13 protein-coding genes and 1 pseudogene are annotated in these 17,948 nt (G+C 42.2%); 2 read left to right on the top strand and 12 right to left on the bottom strand.

Going from position 1 to position 17,948, the window contains the following annotated elements; translation table 11 throughout:
* Window positions 1-34: 34 nt before the first annotated feature.
* Genes HNQ82_RS08845 through HNQ82_RS08835 form a run of 3 tightly spaced genes read right to left on the bottom strand, consistent with a single transcriptional unit; the run spans window position 35 to window position 3,658 of the window.
* Window positions 35-1,306 carry an MFS transporter gene (locus HNQ82_RS08845; protein WP_021096032.1) on the bottom strand — a complete coding sequence of 424 codons (1,272 nt, stop codon included), beginning with the start codon at window positions 1,304-1,306 and terminating at the stop codon, window positions 35-37.
* A 12-nt stretch (window positions 1,307-1,318) separates the two neighbouring features.
* Complete coding sequence (locus HNQ82_RS08840) at window positions 1,319-2,491, bottom strand: SagB/ThcOx family dehydrogenase (protein ID WP_183248940.1); 1,173 nt, start codon at window positions 2,489-2,491, stop codon at window positions 1,319-1,321.
* Window positions 2,492-2,512: 21 nt separating this feature from the next.
* The gene (locus HNQ82_RS08835; RefSeq protein ID WP_183248938.1) at window positions 2,513-3,658 is read right to left on the bottom strand and encodes a SagB/ThcOx family dehydrogenase; all 1,146 of its coding nucleotides are present in this window, start codon (window positions 3,656-3,658) and stop codon (window positions 2,513-2,515) included.
* 387 nt (window positions 3,659-4,045) lie between these two features.
* Here HNQ82_RS08835 and HNQ82_RS08830 point away from each other — a divergent pair, with 387 nt between their 5' ends.
* Entirely contained in the window at window positions 4,046-4,522 is a 477-nt protein-coding gene (locus HNQ82_RS08830; RefSeq protein WP_088223588.1) for a GNAT family N-acetyltransferase, read from the top strand.
* Between the two features lie 122 nt (window positions 4,523-4,644).
* Entirely contained in the window at window positions 4,645-6,180 is a 1,536-nt protein-coding gene (locus tag HNQ82_RS08825) for a hypothetical protein (RefSeq protein ID WP_183248936.1), read from the top strand.
* Window positions 6,181-6,405: 225 nt separating this feature from the next.
* Here the strand turns inward: HNQ82_RS08825 and tnpC are convergent.
* The 9 genes and pseudogenes from tnpC to HNQ82_RS08780 form a co-directional block, all read right to left on the bottom strand.
* Window positions 6,406-7,847: pseudogene (gene tnpC / locus HNQ82_RS08820) on the bottom strand (IS66 family transposase).
* A gap of 108 nt (window positions 7,848-7,955) precedes the next feature.
* Window positions 7,956-8,687 (bottom strand): HI0074 family nucleotidyltransferase substrate-binding subunit, encoded by a 732-nt coding sequence (locus HNQ82_RS08815; protein ID WP_183249136.1) that lies wholly within the window; start codon window positions 8,685-8,687, stop codon window positions 7,956-7,958.
* Between the two features lie 131 nt (window positions 8,688-8,818).
* Window positions 8,819-10,366 (bottom strand): L-glutamate gamma-semialdehyde dehydrogenase, encoded by a 1,548-nt coding sequence (gene pruA / locus HNQ82_RS08810; RefSeq protein WP_183248934.1) that lies wholly within the window; start codon window positions 10,364-10,366, stop codon window positions 8,819-8,821.
* 85 nt (window positions 10,367-10,451) lie between these two features.
* Window positions 10,452-11,585 (bottom strand): CamS family sex pheromone protein, encoded by a 1,134-nt coding sequence (locus HNQ82_RS08805; RefSeq protein WP_183248932.1) that lies wholly within the window; start codon window positions 11,583-11,585, stop codon window positions 10,452-10,454.
* A gap of 15 nt (window positions 11,586-11,600) precedes the next feature.
* The gene (ligA, locus tag HNQ82_RS08800; RefSeq protein WP_183248930.1) at window positions 11,601-13,607 is read right to left on the bottom strand and encodes an NAD-dependent DNA ligase LigA; all 2,007 of its coding nucleotides are present in this window, start codon (window positions 13,605-13,607) and stop codon (window positions 11,601-11,603) included.
* A 5-nt stretch (window positions 13,608-13,612) separates the two neighbouring features.
* On the bottom strand, window positions 13,613-15,778 hold the full coding sequence (gene pcrA, locus HNQ82_RS08795) for a DNA helicase PcrA (protein WP_032101069.1): 2,166 nt from the start codon (window positions 15,776-15,778) through the stop codon (window positions 13,613-13,615).
* 42 nt (window positions 15,779-15,820) lie between these two features.
* A complete protein-coding gene (pcrB, locus tag HNQ82_RS08790; RefSeq protein WP_032100961.1) occupies window positions 15,821-16,516 on the bottom strand; it encodes a heptaprenylglyceryl phosphate synthase in 696 nt (231 codons plus the stop codon).
* Between the two features lie 61 nt (window positions 16,517-16,577).
* Window positions 16,578-16,895 (bottom strand): YerC/YecD family TrpR-related protein, encoded by a 318-nt coding sequence (locus tag HNQ82_RS08785; RefSeq protein ID WP_032100960.1) that lies wholly within the window; start codon window positions 16,893-16,895, stop codon window positions 16,578-16,580.
* Between the two features lie 10 nt (window positions 16,896-16,905).
* Window positions 16,906-17,928: a DUF3048 domain-containing protein gene (locus HNQ82_RS08780; RefSeq protein ID WP_183248928.1), complete on the bottom strand. Its 1,023-nt coding sequence runs from the start codon at window positions 17,926-17,928 to the stop codon at window positions 16,906-16,908.
* Window positions 17,929-17,948: the final 20 nt, after the last annotated feature.

Genomic DNA, 17,948 nt, shown 5'->3' with positions numbered 1-17,948 from the left:
CTTTACGTCTCGTTATTTTTAGCATTTTTTATACCTATAATATTGTTGATTCACGAGAACGCGATTGTTCAATTATATTGGGTAATAACATACACTGTAGGAATACGCCAACAAAAGCAAGCACCACAAAAAACAACCAACAGAAGGAAATATTTCTTGTTAATAAATATCCTACAATGAAGGGACCGATCGCGTTACTGATTCCATAGAGGAGCTGATAACTCGAAATGCTTTTCCCTCTTTTCTCAGCCGGACCAATTTCCCCCACAATTGTTGCAGACGCTGGATAAAAAAGTTGTTCTCCACAACTAAAGAGAAGAATTCCGACGAAAAGAAGTGGAACAAAAAAGTTCAAGTGTGCAGATGCTAAAAATGTACTTCCTAAGAAAATGATATAAGATAAGCCTAAAACAACCGAACCGACGATTATTTTTTGCAAATCGTTCAAGCGATGTGTAAAAAACAACAGCGGAACCTGAAGGACAATAACGGAAAGGCTGTTTACTGTAAATAACAAACCAGAAATCCAGCTAAGGTCTGGACTTATCTCCTTTATAAAAGCAGGCATTGCGAAAACTAAAACAACGTACATAAAGGTCATCGGAGCAACTGCTACCAAAAAACGCATTAAGTTTGAGTCGTATGAAAAACGAATAGCCCAAACCTTTTTGGAAATCGGCTCTTTTTTTATAATTGATTGGTTGCGCAACGGAATTTTTGCAATCAACACGGCTGCAATAAGAAAACTGAATGCATCTATGAATATTAACGTCCCATAAGCAAATGGTGTATTAAATATTGCTATGATACCTGTACCTATGAGCATTCCTAAAGAATTCCCCAAATTCCGTAAACTTCGAGAACTTCCAAACCACATCGTTCTATTCTCGCTGGAGACAAGTTGTGAGATGATCGTTTGGTTCACAACTGGCCATGCCCGCTGTCCCCAGACAACAATGGTCGCTGCGATTGTCAATCCCCAAATATTATGGAATATCAAATATCCAAGAGTTCCGATTCCTCGTAACCAAAAACTTGCAAGAGCAGCAGGCTTTGCACCTAATCGATCCACGATTACACCGCAGACAGGTATGGCCAGTAATCCAGCCAATGCACTAATCGATAGCATTTGACCTACTTGCTCCAACGAAAGACCACTCGTCTTTAGAAAAAAAAGAACTAAAAATGGCATGGTTAACCCCGATCCGAACGAATCTAGAAACAATGCCCCTAGAAAGGGCGCACTCCAAGGTTGTGAATGAACTACTTTCTTTATTTTCGAATATTGAGAAACTAGCAACTTCATGACATCTACACCTTACCCTAGTAACTTTTGTTCAGCTGTAGAAGAAAGAGCTTTTGGCAGGGCAATTTTAAAATCTGCCGGTACGTTTTCACTTAGCTCAATGCCGGCGCGAGCATATGGACCTATTTCATCTTTTTGTCCAGCTCCTGTTACATACATGGCCACTTCATGTACTCCGTCAATACCGAGTTTTGATTCTACTAAACTTTCCTTAAAAGCTGCCGTCGTGAAAACGCCTAAATTATGTGCTGTTCCCGCTAACAAAAAGTTTTGCGCGTAGTGAGCGGTTTCATAATGCATAAGTCGATAAATGCGTGCGCCTTTGTATTTCCATTTAATTCGATCTATAACACTTGTATAAAAAACTGTAACGGATGCATCCAGAAAGTAGTCTTGGCCATACAATGCTTCACCCAAAAATGATTTAACATCATCCATCTTAGAAAGAAGATGCAGGGCGTGATGTTTTTGACAATAATGATAAATGCCTCTTTCCAGACCTTCACAATTATTTATGACTGGATATAATTCCGTTGCATGCCGACCTCCAGGCGAAGGAGCGACCTTCTTTGCAACCCGTCCAAAGAACCGAGTCGAATTTGTGAAGAGGATTCCGCCTGTATAATACAGAAGATCGGAAAGTTCTTGTAGCTTGATTGATTCCGGCAAAAAGTTTCGATAGGTTCTTCGAAGTGTTAAAGCATCGGAAATGGTCATATTTGATAAGGTACTAGGTTTAGGCAAAGTGATATTTGATTTTTCACAGTTACATTTATATGTAGGGGGAGGTGATTCGGATGATTCCATAAATTCCTCACCCACTTCATCGGACGACTTATAATTGGCATCACGGCTTTCAAGATGGACAAACCAAGTGGATTCTCCCCACTCTGCCCATTCCATAACTATTTCTGAGGTTTGTGATTGTTTTTGTTCGTTTGCGGAAATGAGAACACCGACATCAATCAACTTATTAACAATAGCTTGTATTGTGTTTTTGGAGATGGTCTTCTCTAGCCTATGTAAAGTCTCTTCTGGGTTCCCTGTGAATGCAGAGACGACACTCATGACTTTCGAGTCAACTTCGAAACGACGATGTTGCGATGGTATCCTCAATTGAGGCTTCCTGTTGACGTAAGTAATAACCAAGTCTGGTGCTAGTTTGTATTTATAAATATCTTCCATTGACTCCTTTTCCCCTTTTCGTTAGCTATGGTCTCCTATAGGGAGACGAATCTCGATTCCTTCAGGCAGTACTTGTCCATATTCAATATCTGATCGCGTAGTCTTATCAAACACAATATGGCCCATACCGGAGACGTACATCGCAACTTCGTGAATCCCACAAATCCCCAATTTCTCTTCTATAACACTATCCTTGAAAGCTGCAGTAACAAAACTACCCAAATCAAGAGCAGTACAGATAAGTAAAAAGTTTTGCGCGTAATGGCCTGTTTCTAGATGCATGAGCCGATAGGCTCTACTGGTATTATACTTCCATTTTAAACGATCTATAACACTTGTATAAAAAACTGTAACTGCGGCATTCAGGAAATAATCTTGCCCATATAGGACATCGTATAGAAATGGCTTCACGTCTTCTTCTGCCTCAATAAGATGTAAAGCGTGGTGTTTTTGACAGTAATGGTACACACCGCTTCGTAAACCTTCACATGCATTCACAATCGGATATAACTCTATTGAATGTCGTCCACCCGGAGAGGGAGAGGGCTTTTTGGCTACGATTCCATAGGAGTGTGTGTCATTTGTGAAAAGAATCCCCCCCGTGTAAAATAGAACATCGGCTAAGTTTTGTAGTGAAATTGGTTCTTCAGAAAAACGTCGACAGGATCTACGTTTCATAAAAGAATTGACCAAAGTTTGATCTAAAAGTTTACTAGGAGTCGGTAGTTTTATGCTAGATGTTGTGCAGTTGCACTTGAAATATTGTGGTGCAGGAGATCTTTTTTTTCTGAATTCTTCAACATTTTTCAATCTACCTTCTTCAGTGGTTTCAAATTTTGAATCTTTTGTTTGTAGATGAAGGAACCAAGATGATTCATCCCAATCTTGCCATTCCTCTACGATTTGCTCAATGGTCAAATTGTAATCTGTTTCCTTGTCGATGAGAATTCCATTTTTGACCAAGTGTTCGACAATACTTGTTATCATTGATTCTGAAAAAATCGGTTGTAAGCTTGTGTCTTCACTCGAAAACATGGAGATAATCTCGCATACCTTCCAATCAACTTTAAAAGTGCGTTTTACAGAAGGTAGATGCAAGTGCGGTTGTCCATCAGGATATGTAATGACTAAATCAGGCGCTAAATAATAACGGTTCAATCGTGACATTTTCTCAAACCCTTTCCCAACATAATAAAATAATAAAAGTAAGAACCACCTGATTGAGTTTCAGATGGTTCTGATCATGCTAATTATTAGTCGGACGGGTGCATAACAACCATCGGTGTTTCCTGTTCTTCAAAAATAAATGTTTCTTCTTTTACTGTATTATTTTTTGATTTTTTATCCATTTATTCCACCCCCTTACATCACTTAGGTTTATATTATAATAGAATGATAATTTAGTCAAGTTTAAAATTTGAGAATTATAAGAAATATGGTAGTATTAAGTTAAGATTAGTAATAATTTTCCACCAAATTGCTGTGTAAATCTGCATTTGAAGCCGACACCATAGTCTATTTTGGCCGACAGAAATTAATCTAGGAGGAATATCCATGATAACTTTAGTTCGAATGAACGAAGAACAATATAAAAGGTTCTTCGAAGAGACAGTCAGAGAGTATGCCGAAGAAAATGTAAAGGAAGGTAGATGGACACCATCAGAATCGATTGGACGAGCAATCAAAGAAACAAATGAACTATTATCTAAAGGGATTCATACGAATGGTCATTTTTTGTGTTCATTGCATCACGAAGTAGTAGGCGCAATAGGCACGATTTGGTATGAAGTAAAAGAAAACAATGGCGAGAAATCAGCTTTTATATACAGCTTTAAGATATACGAAGAATTTCAAGGCAAAGGATATGGAAAGCAGTCACTTATTGCATTTGAAACTGACCTTGCCTCGATGAATGTAAGTTCAATCGGGTTACATGTTTTCGGGCACAACAAACGTGCATATCAGTTATATACCAAGATGGGGTATATTCCAACAAGCATTAAAATGAAAAAATATCTCAGAAGCAAATGAAAACTAACTCGTATCTCGATTTTACTAGACTTTAGCACTTGAGAAAGGCTTTCTTTTTATGGGTTCAGGAGTTCTCAATAATATGTCAATGGAGAGGATTTATCCTTTGGGGGGGTATAGCGATGAACATTGTCACGCATTGGTGGCTGTTCGATATGGCACCGGTGTCCGGGGTGCTACGGGCGGTCTTCTACACTGGTTTGCTTGTGCTGTGTATCGTCGACTTTCCGACGCCACTACAGGCGGCGAAGATTATGGACAGAACCGAGCGTGTCTTTTACACCCCGGTCTTGGCGATGCGGCTGCTGGGCCTCCGCTGGGTTAGTCCCCGCGTGCTGTCAGTTGTGGCCAAGCTGACAATCGCAATGTGGGTAGCGGCCGCGGCCGGGTTCTTCCAGCCGGTCACTGGTGTACTGACGTTCCTGGGTTTCGCATTCTTGCATATGGTAAATGCTGGTGCGCTAGGCGCCCACCACTCGAAGCACTCGGCGCTGTACGCGTTGCTGGCCATGTGCTTCTCGGTGTCCTACGACTTCTCGCTAGACGGTCTGCTCGCCCAGTACGTGAACTGGCCTCTGTTGGTGCCCGATCAATCGGCGTTCACCTCAGGGTTTGCCCCAAAATTGTTGCTATTGGTCCTATCCTACATTATGTTCGCCGGCGGCGTGTCCAAGCTCCTCTACGGTGGCCTCGGGTGGTTAAATGGCGACGCATTGCGGTTCTATGTTAAGTACTCGCCGTCCCGCTGGCCCTTCATGACCAAACTATTGGTGGGTAGCCCGGTGCTGTGCCGGGTGTTAGCATCTCTGACCGTGCTAATCGAACTGTTGGCCCCGGTCGCGATCTTCGTTCCCTCGTGGCGGATTCCGTTGGTCGTATGCTGGATTTGGCTACATATCGGCATCATGTGCGTGATGCGTCCCATGTACTTGGTACAAATGTGGTGCTACCTGCTTCTGATTGTGCCGAGCCTGACCGACCATTCGAGCACCACCTCCGCTGTCTCCTTGGGAGGCTTGTTCACCACCGTGGGAATGCTCGCGTGCGTGGTTCTAATCACGGTGCTAATACGACAGTCTGAGGAGTGGCCGTTCACCTCGGTGCCAATGTACTCTAATGGCCTGACGAATGGCGCCGTGCGAGCACCCTCCGAGTCCGAACTGTACGAGCGCGCTGTACGTGCTCAACGAAACCAGCACCGGGCGTGGCAAAGGGCGTGGTTGCCTGTGGATGCCATGGAGGAAATCGTAGTTCGGTCGACCGACGATGGCAAGAAGCACCGGCTGTTCCAACTGATGCTCGAGAACAAGGTGGCCAAGTTTGTCCGCTGGCCCCAATACGCCAAGGTGGTTCGCGCTACCGCGATTGCCGATTTGGCGGCGAAAGCAGCAGACGGCGTAGAATTGGGCGTGTGTGGACCGGAATACCCAGCGACCCGCCTGTTGCATGAGGTCGCGTTGATTTTCAAGAACGCGATCCCAGACTGGGATCGGTATGACCGCATAGAACTAGTTTGCCGTACCGACTCGGGTAGTGTAGTGATTGCCTCTGTGCCACTAGGCACGCAGGAAGTTCGAGGATCTGGTGACCCGCAACAAAGATCCGAAAGTATGCGAGTAGAGCAATACGGTGAACTCCAGGACAGATTAATGAGCTGATCAATAACGAAAGACCAAAAATGTTAGAGTTTGACGTAGGATAAAAAATAAATATAATTTTTTACACAAATTTTACAGATTGCTATCAGAACTACCAGTATTAAATAATATTAATGTGAATTTTGTAAGGGGGTTATATATGCCGATTAAAAGTAACTATTCATCCCGATAGTAGTATGTAAAGAAGCTCAACACAAATAGGGCATCCCCGTAATAGAAAATGCCCTAAGTGGTAGAAAGAACACGATCGAGCGTTTCGCCTGTCAACAGAAGACATAACGAATCCCACACGTTTTTTTCGTGTTTCGTCAGTGTGGAAACGATGCTTCTTGTGATGCAGACTGGGCGAATGTTTCTTCACGAAACGTACCCGAAATGTTCTCTTTGACTTTGACCATGCGAAGATCGCATTCGGCTTGGTTGTTGTCAAAGGGAACATGCACTTTACGTGAAAAACGCAGCGCTTCTTCCTTTCGTTTCTGAAGCCGTCGAATAAAAGCGAGTGATTTTTTCGGAAGAGGCGTCATCGTTTCCCATCCGTGCTGTGCTTTCGCTAGGATGCGATCATACATTCGTTCCCATCGTTTCGCTTCTTTTTTGGAAAGTGTACCGTGATGAGCTTCGACGGCCTGTTTGGCGGCTAATAGAAACGTGGTCATGCGCGATGCCCATGTATGCCCTTGTTCGATGAAACCCTTCAATTCACGCAAATGATGGGCATGGCAAAGAGCATGGGTGGCTTTCGTGTATCTCGGATACGTACCGAACCCATCGTGCATCATCGTCCCTTGATATCGGGGAAGAATCCCGATGTCATCGGTCGCTTTCTTTCCGCGAGAAACGTGAGGAGCCAAGTACGTATATTTCGATGTACACGCGACATGCACCCATGCGAGTTTCCCATCCATGCGCAAACTCGTTTCATCGACATGCAAGATATCAGAGTCAAGCAAGGCGTCTTCGATCATGTCCATATTGGATTCTAGCGCTTCGCGTCCTCGTTTCACCATATTGGCAAGGGTTCCTGTACTGATTGGGTGTTGATATCATGCTTCGATCGTATCACTCAAACGTTTGTAAGGGATCAATTGAATATGGTGCAAATATACAGCGAGCGCCGTGAGCCGTGGACCATATTGCACATGATTCGTGACATGTGGTGGAAACTCTGCTTGTTGAACACATCGGCAATGTGGACAGGATTTCACTTCACGTTCATGTTGTGTCACCTCGATCGTCACGGGAGGGAGATCGAACACTTGACGGACATCGACTTTGAACGGTTTGACTTCACGCAAAGAAGCCCCACATCCTTGACACGTGTGCACACGATGGACGATGCGATGATGTGGATGTTCCACTTGATGGAGCGTCGTTCCTTGATGCCCTTCTTGTCCGCCTGGTTTGTTGCCAGATGGCTGACGAGAAGAATGGGTGTGAAAACGGTCAGAAGATGGGGGCAAATGGCTATTGGAGCTGTTTTTTTTCGTGCGTGCTTCCAGCTCTTGAACGCAATACTTGAGTTGTTCATTTTCTTTGCGCAGCTGTTTGTTTTCTTGACGCAAATGTTCATTTTCTTGAACGAGTTGATGAATGAGCTGTTTTTGTTGTTGAACTTTGCCGATGAAGCTCTCAACTGTAAATACAGCTTGTTGTACCGTCAACATGCGATTCACCTCCTTGTCTATCAGTATTCACATCATAGACAGGAAAAGCAAAAAATATTCAGCTCACTTTATGATGTGGATGAATAGTTACCGATGAAAATATTTTCCCTATTCTTCCAATTCACGAACTCGTTTTTTCATCTCTACTAATAGCTGATCAAATAAATGAACATAGCGCTGGCGAACATGTTCATAAATTTTCATCGCTATTTGTTCATCGTATGTATGTGATGTCCTATTTCGATCTTCTAACATTTGAATCCACGCTTCTCCATCTTGAATAAGTCCTTCTTTAAATGCTTGTTTAATCGTTTTTCGCGGACTTGTGACTTCGTTGTTTCCGTTATATTCTAAGTAGCTTTTCATCCATTTCCATGCTAGTTCGTACGTAAATTCAAATCGTTGAATTGTCGCGTCAAGAACTAGGTCATCTTTTTCCACATCACGCGTAATGCTTTGATGTAGTTTATTTAATGCTTTTTCAAAGTCAAATAGTTTATCGATGATTTTATTCATCGTCACAACTGCCTCCCCTCGTTCATTCGTTAAAAAAATTGTCTTTCCTTCGAGCTCAATGTACGATTTGAGTTTTTCATTGCTGATCTTTTCATAATCAATAGCATCCACCGTATAAATGATATTTGCTTCTGCTAAATCGTCTTGAATGCGGTACAGCTGCTCGTTATGGCTTCTAAACTTAATCGCAATATCGATGTCCGACGTTTCTTTATAATCGCCTCTTGCCCTTGATCCGAACAAAATCACTTTTTCAATGATGTTAGCATAATTTTGAAACACACAAATGAGGTTATAAAATGTTTGCTTTTTTAATCCGTACATGTTTGTACTCAATCGCCCATCACCACCCACTTCTATATCATATGAAGGATGCTTTTCTTCATTATACCCTATCACTCTTATCTTACATATTTGAAACCCCTCTTAGCATTTTCGCCAAGAGGGGTTTTCCATTAAAACATTTCTGACACCGTTTTTGCTTGCATATGAAGAAGTAAGTAGTCTGGTCCACCTGCTTTCGAGTCTGTTCCAGACATATTGAACCCGCCGAATGGATGGTAGCCGACGATCGCGCCTGTGCAACCACGATTAAAGTAAAGGTTTCCGACATGGAACTCTTCACGCGCTTTTTCTAGGTTAAAGCGGTTATTTGAAATGACGGCGCCTGTTAAGCCGTATTCTGTGTTATTGGCGATTTCAAGCGCATGGTCGAAGTCTTTTGCTTTCGTGAACGCCACAACAGGTCCGAAAATTTCTTCTTGCATAATGCGCGCTTTTGGATCAACATCTGCAAACACCGTTGGCTGAATGAAGAAGCCTTTCGAGTCGTCTCCTTCGCCACCTGTCATGAGCTTACCTTCTTGTTTACCAATTTCGATATATTCCATAATTTTGTTGTATGCCGATTGGTCGATAACCGGTCCCATAAATGTGCTTTGTTCTTCTGGGTTGCCGACTTTTAATTGTTTCGTTAACTCAACGACGCGATTTAATACTTGGTCATACACTTCTTCGAGCGCCACAACACGTGAGCATGCCGAACATTTTTGACCAGAAAAGCCAAAAGCAGAGGCAACGATGGATTGAGCAGCTAATTCTAAATCTGCTTCTTTGTCCACAACGATTGTGTCTTTTCCGCCCATTTCCGCAATAACACGCTTGAGCCAAATTTGTCCTGGATGCACTTTAGCCGCACGCTCATAAATGCGAATACCAACATCGCGAGAACCTGTGAAGCTAATGAAACGTGTGCGCGGATGGTCAACTAAATAATCGCCTACTTCTGCACCGCTTCCTGGAATGTAGTTTAATACACCTGCTGGAAGCCCTGCTTCTTCTAACACTTCAACAAACTTATACGCCACGACTGGCGTTGCACTCGCTGGTTTTAACAATACTGTATTTCCTGTCACAAGCGCGGCAACGGTTGTTCCTGCCATAATCGCAAACGGGAAGTTCCACGGCGAAATAACAACGCCGACACCAAGTGGAATGTAGAAGAAACGGTTTGTTTCTCCCGGACGGCTTTCGACAGGGATGCCGTCTTTCAATTTCAACATTTGACGAGCATAATATTCCATAAAGTCAATTGCTTCGGCAGTATCCGCATCCGCCTCTTTCCATGGTTTTCCTGATTCTTTGACAAGCAATGCTGAAAATTCATGTTTGCGACGACGCACAATCGCTGCCGCACGGAATAAAATATTTGCGCGCATTTCTGGCTTCGTTTTGCTCCACCATGTAAATGCTGCGTCTGCTGCTTGCATCGCTTTTTCCGCTAAGTCTTTATTTGCTTTCGCCACGCGACCAACAATTTCTGTTTTATTTGCAGGGTTGATCGAAACAATTTTATCTTCTGTCATGATTCGCTCGCCGCCAATCACAAGCGGATAATCTTGACCGAGATAAGCTTGTACCGTTTTTAATCCTTCTTCAAACGCTTTTTTGTTTGCTTCGACTGTAAAATCAGTAAATGGTTCATGTTTGTAAGGTTGTACCATCATGTAAGCCCCCTTTGTTGAAATTACAAAAGCGTTTTCATACACACAATTTCATTCTAACGGATGAACGATACATATTCAAATGTTACGGCTGATATATATGAACAAACGGTTCACTTTTATCCGGGTTTTTTATAATAATACTTTCTGGTCCACGCACCGACGAAATATAAACGGAAATCGGCATATAATTAGGCATTTTCTCCATGAGAAGACCTGTGACATATTGCGTAAATCCGATGACTTCTGCTTTTCCATAAAACTGCATCACAATGTCAATCGTCAATTGTTGTAGTTGGTCATCGCGATAAAATGCTCTGCCAATGACTCCGGTGTAATTCGGGAAAAATTCTTCAATATCTGACTTTAAGTTTAAAAACTTCACTAAATCATCGCGGTGATTTTTTTCCGCTTCATCCGATGGGAAAACATAATATTCTTCATTGATTTTTTCCCAATCCTGAATCGTATTGCTCCCTTTATCTACGTAGCCAGCAGCAAAAAAGTGTCCTGGGACGATAGACGATTTTGGTTGCTGCTCAAATAAGCCAATAACAATTGGCACTTCCTTTAACCCATTAATTTTACGTAAGCGAGAAACAATTTCTTCTGCGGCTTTTTTCCCTTCTTTCTCCATATCGCTTTTCGAAATTTTTACTTCTCGTGGATACCCTTCTTCCGTCTCATAGTAATGAACCGAATTCATCGCAAGCCCAATGACGACTCCACCTAATTGGACTTTATCGTTTCCTGTTTTAACCAAATAGTTATGTTCTAAAATATGCGAAATGTAAAGCGGGTGTTTTTTGTTTTTCTCTTCATTCGTCCCTTCGTTTCCGAGCGAAGGATTTAGCCCTTCCCCATTCCCTTGTTTTCGTTTAAGCCACGACTCAATCGTTTTTCGGTCTAAATATTGCCCTTGCTGAAATAAATATTGTGACGGAGAAAACTTTTCTTGTGCAATGCGCATTAAACCGAGCTCAAATTCATCCATATCTAATCTCGTGTTTACATTCTCAACGACCAGTCCGCGTGCCTCTCCAGGTTGAAACGGTAAAATCGTACGATAATACGAGTTAGAAATATTGTACTTTGGAATAATCGCTTTTTGTTTTTTATTTTCCGTTTCTTGCACCACTTGTTCTTCTTGATTAAATTTTGGCGCGCATGCTGACAAAGTAAGAAGCGTACAAGTGAGCAATATGATTAACTTTTTCATCGTCCACACCTGCTTTTATTGTTGAATTTCTTGAAGAAAACGCGCTTCATCCCAAATCGTAATGCCAAGTTGTCTTGCTTTTTCTAATTTTGATCCCGCGTCTTCACCGACTACGACAACATCTGTTTTTTTGCTGACGCTTCCTGTTACTTTTCCACCTAACGCTTCAATTTTTTCTTTTGCTTCACTGCGCGACATCGATTGTAACGTGCCTGTTAAAACAAACGTCTTCCCAGCAAATGTTGCACTTGCATCCGCTGTCCGTTTTGCACCTTTATATGTCATATTGACGCCATGCGCTCGCAAACGGTCAAGCAACTGCTTCACTTCTTCTTTTGAAAAATACGTAACGATTGAATCGGCCATTTTTTCACCGATTTCATGAATGGCTGTTAGCTCTTCTTTTGTCGCTTGTTGAAGACGTTCCATCGTTTCAAAATGTTCTGCTAACGTTTTTGCAGCTTTCGCGCCAACGTGGCGAATACCGAGCCCAAACAATAAACGTTCAAGCGAATTTTGTTTCGACGCTTCAATCGCTTGCAGTAAGTTTGTTGCTGATTTCTCACCCATTCGTTCTAGTGAGACAAGCTGGTCTTTCGTTAACGTGTACAAATCTGCTACACTTTGAACAAGACCTTGTTCAAATAGTTGAGCAATCACTTTTTCGCCTAATCCATCAATATTCATCGCTTGACGTGAAACGAAATGAATGAGCCCTTCTCGAATTTGTGCGGGACATTGTGGATTAACACAACGAAGGGCAACTTCATCATCCAATCGAACAAGTTCGCTCGCACACGCTGGGCAATGCGTTGGCATATCAAACGGCTTTTCTTTTCCTGTCCGCCGCTCTGGCAATGAACGAACAACCTCTGGAATAATATCGCCTGCTTTTTTAATCACGACGTAATCACCAAGACGAATATCTTTCTCACGAATGTAGTCTTCATTATGAAGCGAAGCACGTTGCACGATTGTCCCTGCGACGCGTACCGGTTGCAAAATGGCGGTCGGTGTCACCACGCCTGTCCGACCAACGCTTAATTCAATATCAACAAGTTGTGTCACAACTTCTTCTGCCGGAAATTTATACGCAATCGCCCAACGCGGACTTTTTGCTGTTGCTCCGAGTTGCTTTTGCTGCGCAAATGCATCTACTTTAATGACGATCCCATCAATATCATATGGCAATGACGCTCGCCGTTCATGCCACTGCTCGATGTAAGCAAGCACGTCATCAATCGTTTCACATACTTGCCATGTTGGGTTAGTTTTAAATCCGAGCTCATCTAAATAACGAAGCGATTCACTATGAGAGACAAGTCCGATCTCTTCGCTATTAACAACACTATATATAAATACATCTAGTTGGCGAGCAGCGACGATTTTTGGGTCAAGCTGGCGAAGCGAGCCAGCAGCCGCATTGCGCGGATTAGCAAACAATTCTTCCCCATTCATTTTTCGCTGTTCATTTAGCTTTTCAAACGATTGTCGTGGCATATATGCTTCTCCGCGCACTTCAATTGTCACTTGTTTCCGTAATCGAAGCGGTAACGAACGAATCGTTTTTAAGTTTTCCGTAATATCCTCGCCCGTCGTTCCATCACCACGCGTCGCTCCTTGTACAAAATAACCATCTTCATAGCGAAGCGATACCGCTAAACCGTCGATTTTTAATTCACATACGTAACGTACATCGCCAACTTCTTGGCGCACACGGCGGTCAAAATCGCGCAAATCTCCTTCATTGAAAGCATTACTTAAACTAAGCATCGGCACGCGGTGGGTAACTTTTTTAAACGCTTCTAACGGGGCACCACCAACGCGCTGCGATGGAGAGTCTGGCGTTTTATATTGCGGATATTGCTCCTCTAACTCCATTAATCTTCTCATCAATTCATCGTATTCCGCATCAGAAATAGACGGTTGATCTAACACGTAATATGCGTAATTATGCTTTTCAATTTGTTCACGCAATTCACCCATTTGCTTTTTAACGTCGTGTTGTGCCACCTTTTCCACCCTTTCTACACCTTCATAATCGGAGCAAATTTCGCCAATAGTCGCTTAATCCCAATGGGACTTGAAAAAGCAACATCTAGCTCTTGATCGCCATCGCTTTCTTTTACGCGCACAATTGTTCCAATCCCCCATACTTTGTGGCTTACTTTATCGCCTACACGCCATCCTCCGTGTGAAACAGTAGATGGACGTTGAGAGGACGGGTGTTTTTTGACACGTTTATGCGCATATTCAATTAACTCTTCAGGAATTTCATCAATAAATCGCGATGGGGCGTTGACGTGCGTTTGTCCAAATAACGTACGCATATGTGCGCGCGTTAAAAAGAGTTCTTCCTCCGCGCGAGTAATACCGACATACGCTAGACGGCGTTCTTCTTCCATTTCATCTTCATCATTTAATGAACGGTTATGTGGGAAGATTCCTTCTTCAAGGCCGACTAAAAAGACAACTGGAAACTCTAATCCTTTGGCTGAATGAAGCGTCATTAAAACGACTGCATTATTTGTCTGTCCTTCGCTATCATTATCAAGCTGATCAATATCTGCCACAAGTGCCAAGTCTGTCAAAAAGGCAACGAGAGACTTATCTTCATTCACTTGTTCAAAATGTTGAGTTACTGATAAAAACTCATCAATGTTTTCAAGGCGGCTATGTGCCTCTAACGTTTTTTCTTCGCGAAGCATATCGCGGTAACCTGAACGATCGAGTACATCTTCAACAAGTTCGGTTACAGATAAATAATGTTGCATTTGACTCCAATGATGAATTTGTTCGCGAAATTGTATGAGCGGTGCAGCAATGCGCGCACTAATTCCAATCTCTTCAATGGAAGCAAGCGCATCAAACATTGATATCCCACGGCTAGAAGCATATGATGCAATTTTATCAATTGTCGATGTTCCAATACCGCGCTTTGGGACGTTGATGATGCGCGTGAAACTAATGTCATCATTTGGATTCGCAATTAAACGTAAATACGCTAAAATGTCTTTAATTTCTTTTCGATCATAGAATTTTAAACCACCGACAATTTTATATGGAATGTTCGCCTTCAATAACATTTCTTCAAGCACACGTGATTGCGCATTCGTCCGATATAAAACAGCAAAATCTTTATACGCTCGTTTTCCTGCATCAACATATTCTTTAATTTTTCCAACGACAAATTGCGCTTCATCTATTTCCGTCATCGCTTCGTAATACACAAGCGCGTGTCCCTCACTATTTTCTGTCCAAAGTTTTTTCGGTTTTCGTTGCGTGTTATGCTCAATGACCGCATTCGCTGCTTGTAAAATCCGTTTCGTTGAACGGTAATTTTGTTCAAGCAAAATGACTTTAGCATTCGGATAGTCTTTTTCAAACGATAAAATGTTGCTAATATCGGCACCGCGCCAACGATAAATCGATTGGTCAGAATCACCGACGACACATAAGTTTTGAAAACGTTTTGCAAGCATGTTCACGAGCAAATATTGTGATCGGTTCGTATCTTGATATTCATCGACATGAATGTATTGGAACTTTCGTTGATAGTATTCTAACACTTCCGGAACGCGTTGGAATAATTGGATCGTCGTCATAATTAGATCATCGAAATCAAGCGCGTGATTACGCAACAATCGTTTTTGATAATCTTTATATACTTCCGCCACAAGCCGTTCATATGGATTTGCTGCTTGTTCAGCATATTTTTCTGGCGTCATCAATTCATTTTTTGCGCTACTAATCACGCCTAACAGTGCACGTGGATCGTATTTTTTTGGATCAATATTACGGTCTTTTAAAATATGTTTTAACACTGATAATTGATCGGTTGGGTCCAAAATAGAAAAGTTCGCATGGATGCCAATGCGGTCGATGTCTCGTCGTAAAATGCGGACGCACATCGAATGAAACGTCGAAATCCATATATCTTCCGCTTGTTTCCCAACGATGCGCTCCACGCGTTCTTTCATTTCACGTGCGGCTTTGTTTGTGAAGGTAATCGCTAAAATGTTCCACGGGGCAACGTCTTTTTCCGCCATTAAATAAGCGATGCGATGCGTTAATACGCGCGTTTTCCCACTTCCTGCTCCCGCCATAATTAAAAGCGGACCCTCTGTCGTTTTCACCGCCTCTTTTTGTTTTTCATTTAACCCTTCTAACAGCATACGTGCTGACATACTCATTTTCCCACCACCAAAACATATGTTCTCTTTTTTATTCTCCATTTATGTTGATTTTCCTTTTACCACTTCAACTGTTTGTAATGCCATTTGTAAATTTGTATAAATGGCGTTTCCGACGACAACCGTATCCGCCCACATCGCCATTTCTTGCGCTTGTTCAGGTGTATGAATGCCACCACCATAAAATAAACGTGTGCGACTTAGCGTTCGCTTCACTTTTTCTACAAGCTCCACATCCCCGTACCGCCCACTATATTCCATATAAAAAATTGGGAGTTGATACATATGTTCTGCCATTCGAGCATACGCAATCACATCTTCATCTGTTACATTCGTTCGTGCACTTGTTAACGATGCAGCCTTACATTCCTCGTTTAAAATGCAATATCCTTCAACAAACAGTTCTTCCCAATTGATTAAATCACCAAACTGCTTCACCGCTTCATGATGCAAATCAATGAGCCAAGTAAGATCACGACTATTTAGCACCATTGGAATAAAGTAATAGTCAAATCCAGGAGTGATCGCCTCGATATTCGATACTTCTAGCACACAAGGAACGGAAAAGCGGCGCACGCGAGCAAGTAGATCGATGACGTTTTCAAGCGTCACACCGTCACTTCCACCAACAATGATCGCATCCGTACCTGATTCACATACTTGTTCTAACTGCTCATCTGTTATATCTTTATTTGGATCTAATTTAAACACATGTCGCCACGTTGTTATCTCATTCATTTTTTTCACCTCATCTCATTATAACAAAAATCATAGCAAAAAATCGTAAAAAGAAGCTGACTCATTGTGAGCCAGCCTCCCCCTGTTGTTCGTTATAAATGCGGTCGAGTGCCATCGCATACGCATCATTTCCGTAGTTTAAGCAACGTTTTACACGCGAAATAGTCGCTGTGCTTGCCCCTGTTTCTGTCTCAATTTTATGATACGTATATCCTTCACGCAACATACGAGCTACTTCCAATCGCTGCGCAAGCGCTTGTATTTCATTCACTGTACATAAATCATCGAAAAAACGATAGCATTCTTCTAAATCTTTTAATGACAAAATCGCTCGAAATAATTGATCGAGCTCTCTGCCACGCAATTTATTAATTTGCATATATTTCCCCCTATTCATATTGTACTCGCTTTAAATCTGGAACAACTTGAATCCATGTTTTTCCTTTAACAAACCCGAGCGGAACACCGTTTTTGTAAGGAAGAAGGCGTCCATTAACATTTTTCCATTGTATTTCTTGCACCGTTCCCTTTTGAAATAAGTACCCTTTTCCACCTGATGTAAAGTCGATTTCTCTCCGACCATAGTCATCAATAATTTCATGCGTTGCTTCAATGACGAACACGTTTTCTACCGCAATAGGTGTACGTGTCTCCCGATCGATTGTTGGTTCGCCACCACTCGAACGAACGTATTTCGTTCCATCATATGCATAATGAACGTGAGCATACGACCGTTTGGAGTATACCACATCAATATTCGTTGCTTTTATAGCATTTGTCAAATCGTTTGTAAAAAAAGGTAACGGTTTGACTTCTTCTTCAAAAACATAGCCGTTTTTTTCGGCACCTTTTTTAATATTTTCAAAGGAAATATACGAGTTGTGTGGTGCCTTTCGTGTACGATCCCGCCAAAATAACGTTCCATCATAAAATAAACCATTTACGTAATCTGTAGCACCAGACTTTAATAACGTTTGCGCTTCCGGACTCCATCCGTGACATACGTATAACGCATGAAAACCGTTGCTTAGGTGAACAAAATAATCTCTTGCGCTTCGAACAGGCCCGATGATATCAGGTTGTTCGCTTTGGTAAATCGCTAACAGCCGTGTAATATCTCCTTCTGCAAGCACTTCATACACGATGTCTGCTTTGTGTAACCCCGATTGTGGCCGTGCAGCAGGATAGTTATTGATCATCACTGCCACCGCACGTTGCATCGTTTTTTCATTTGTTGGCATGCCTGTTAACGGAAACATCCAAGCTATGTCTTTTGTTTCTGGTTCATTTTTTTGTTCAACGGTTGTTGGTGGGGACTCCTTTTCTTTTATGTTTGACTCTGTACGTTGACATCCGATGCCCAATAAAAACACCATCGTGATCATCAACAGAAAAAATAATCGCCGCAACATGAACCCAACCTTTCATTTTC

The sequence above is a fragment of the Anoxybacillus tengchongensis genome (genome assembly GCF_014201585.1).
GTDB lineage: Bacteria > Bacillota > Bacilli > Bacillales > Anoxybacillaceae > Anoxybacillus > Anoxybacillus tengchongensis.
This window is presented reverse-complemented; position numbering and strand designations above follow the sequence as displayed.

Bases quoted from the DNA above. Each gene is read 5' to 3' on its own strand.
- HNQ82_RS08845 (WP_021096032.1), bottom strand. From the start codon at position 1,306: ATGAAGTTGCTAGTTTCTCAATATTCGAAAATAAAGAAAGTAGTTCAT.
- HNQ82_RS08830 (WP_088223588.1), top strand. From the start codon at position 4,046: ATGATAACTTTAGTTCGAATGAACGAAGAACAATATAAAAGGTTCTTC.
- HNQ82_RS08780 (WP_183248928.1), bottom strand. From the start codon at position 17,928: ATGTTGCGGCGATTATTTTTTCTGTTGATGATCACGATGGTGTTTTTA.
- HNQ82_RS08805 (WP_183248932.1), bottom strand. From the start codon at position 11,585: ATGAAAAAGTTAATCATATTGCTCACTTGTACGCTTCTTACTTTGTCA.
- pruA (WP_183248934.1), bottom strand. From the start codon at position 10,366: ATGGTACAACCTTACAAACATGAACCATTTACTGATTTTACAGTCGAA.
- HNQ82_RS08835 (WP_183248938.1), bottom strand. From the start codon at position 3,658: ATGTCACGATTGAACCGTTATTATTTAGCGCCTGATTTAGTCATTACA.
- pcrB (WP_032100961.1), bottom strand. From the start codon at position 16,516: ATGAATGAGATAACAACGTGGCGACATGTGTTTAAATTAGATCCAAAT.
- HNQ82_RS08825 (WP_183248936.1), top strand. From the start codon at position 4,645: ATGAACATTGTCACGCATTGGTGGCTGTTCGATATGGCACCGGTGTCC.
- HNQ82_RS08815 (WP_183249136.1), bottom strand. From the start codon at position 8,687: ATGTACGGATTAAAAAAGCAAACATTTTATAACCTCATTTGTGTGTTT.
- HNQ82_RS08840 (WP_183248940.1), bottom strand. From the start codon at position 2,491: ATGGAAGATATTTATAAATACAAACTAGCACCAGACTTGGTTATTACT.
- pcrA (WP_032101069.1), bottom strand. From the start codon at position 15,778: ATGAGTATGTCAGCACGTATGCTGTTAGAAGGGTTAAATGAAAAACAA.
- HNQ82_RS08785 (WP_032100960.1), bottom strand. From the start codon at position 16,895: ATGCAAATTAATAAATTGCGTGGCAGAGAGCTCGATCAATTATTTCGA.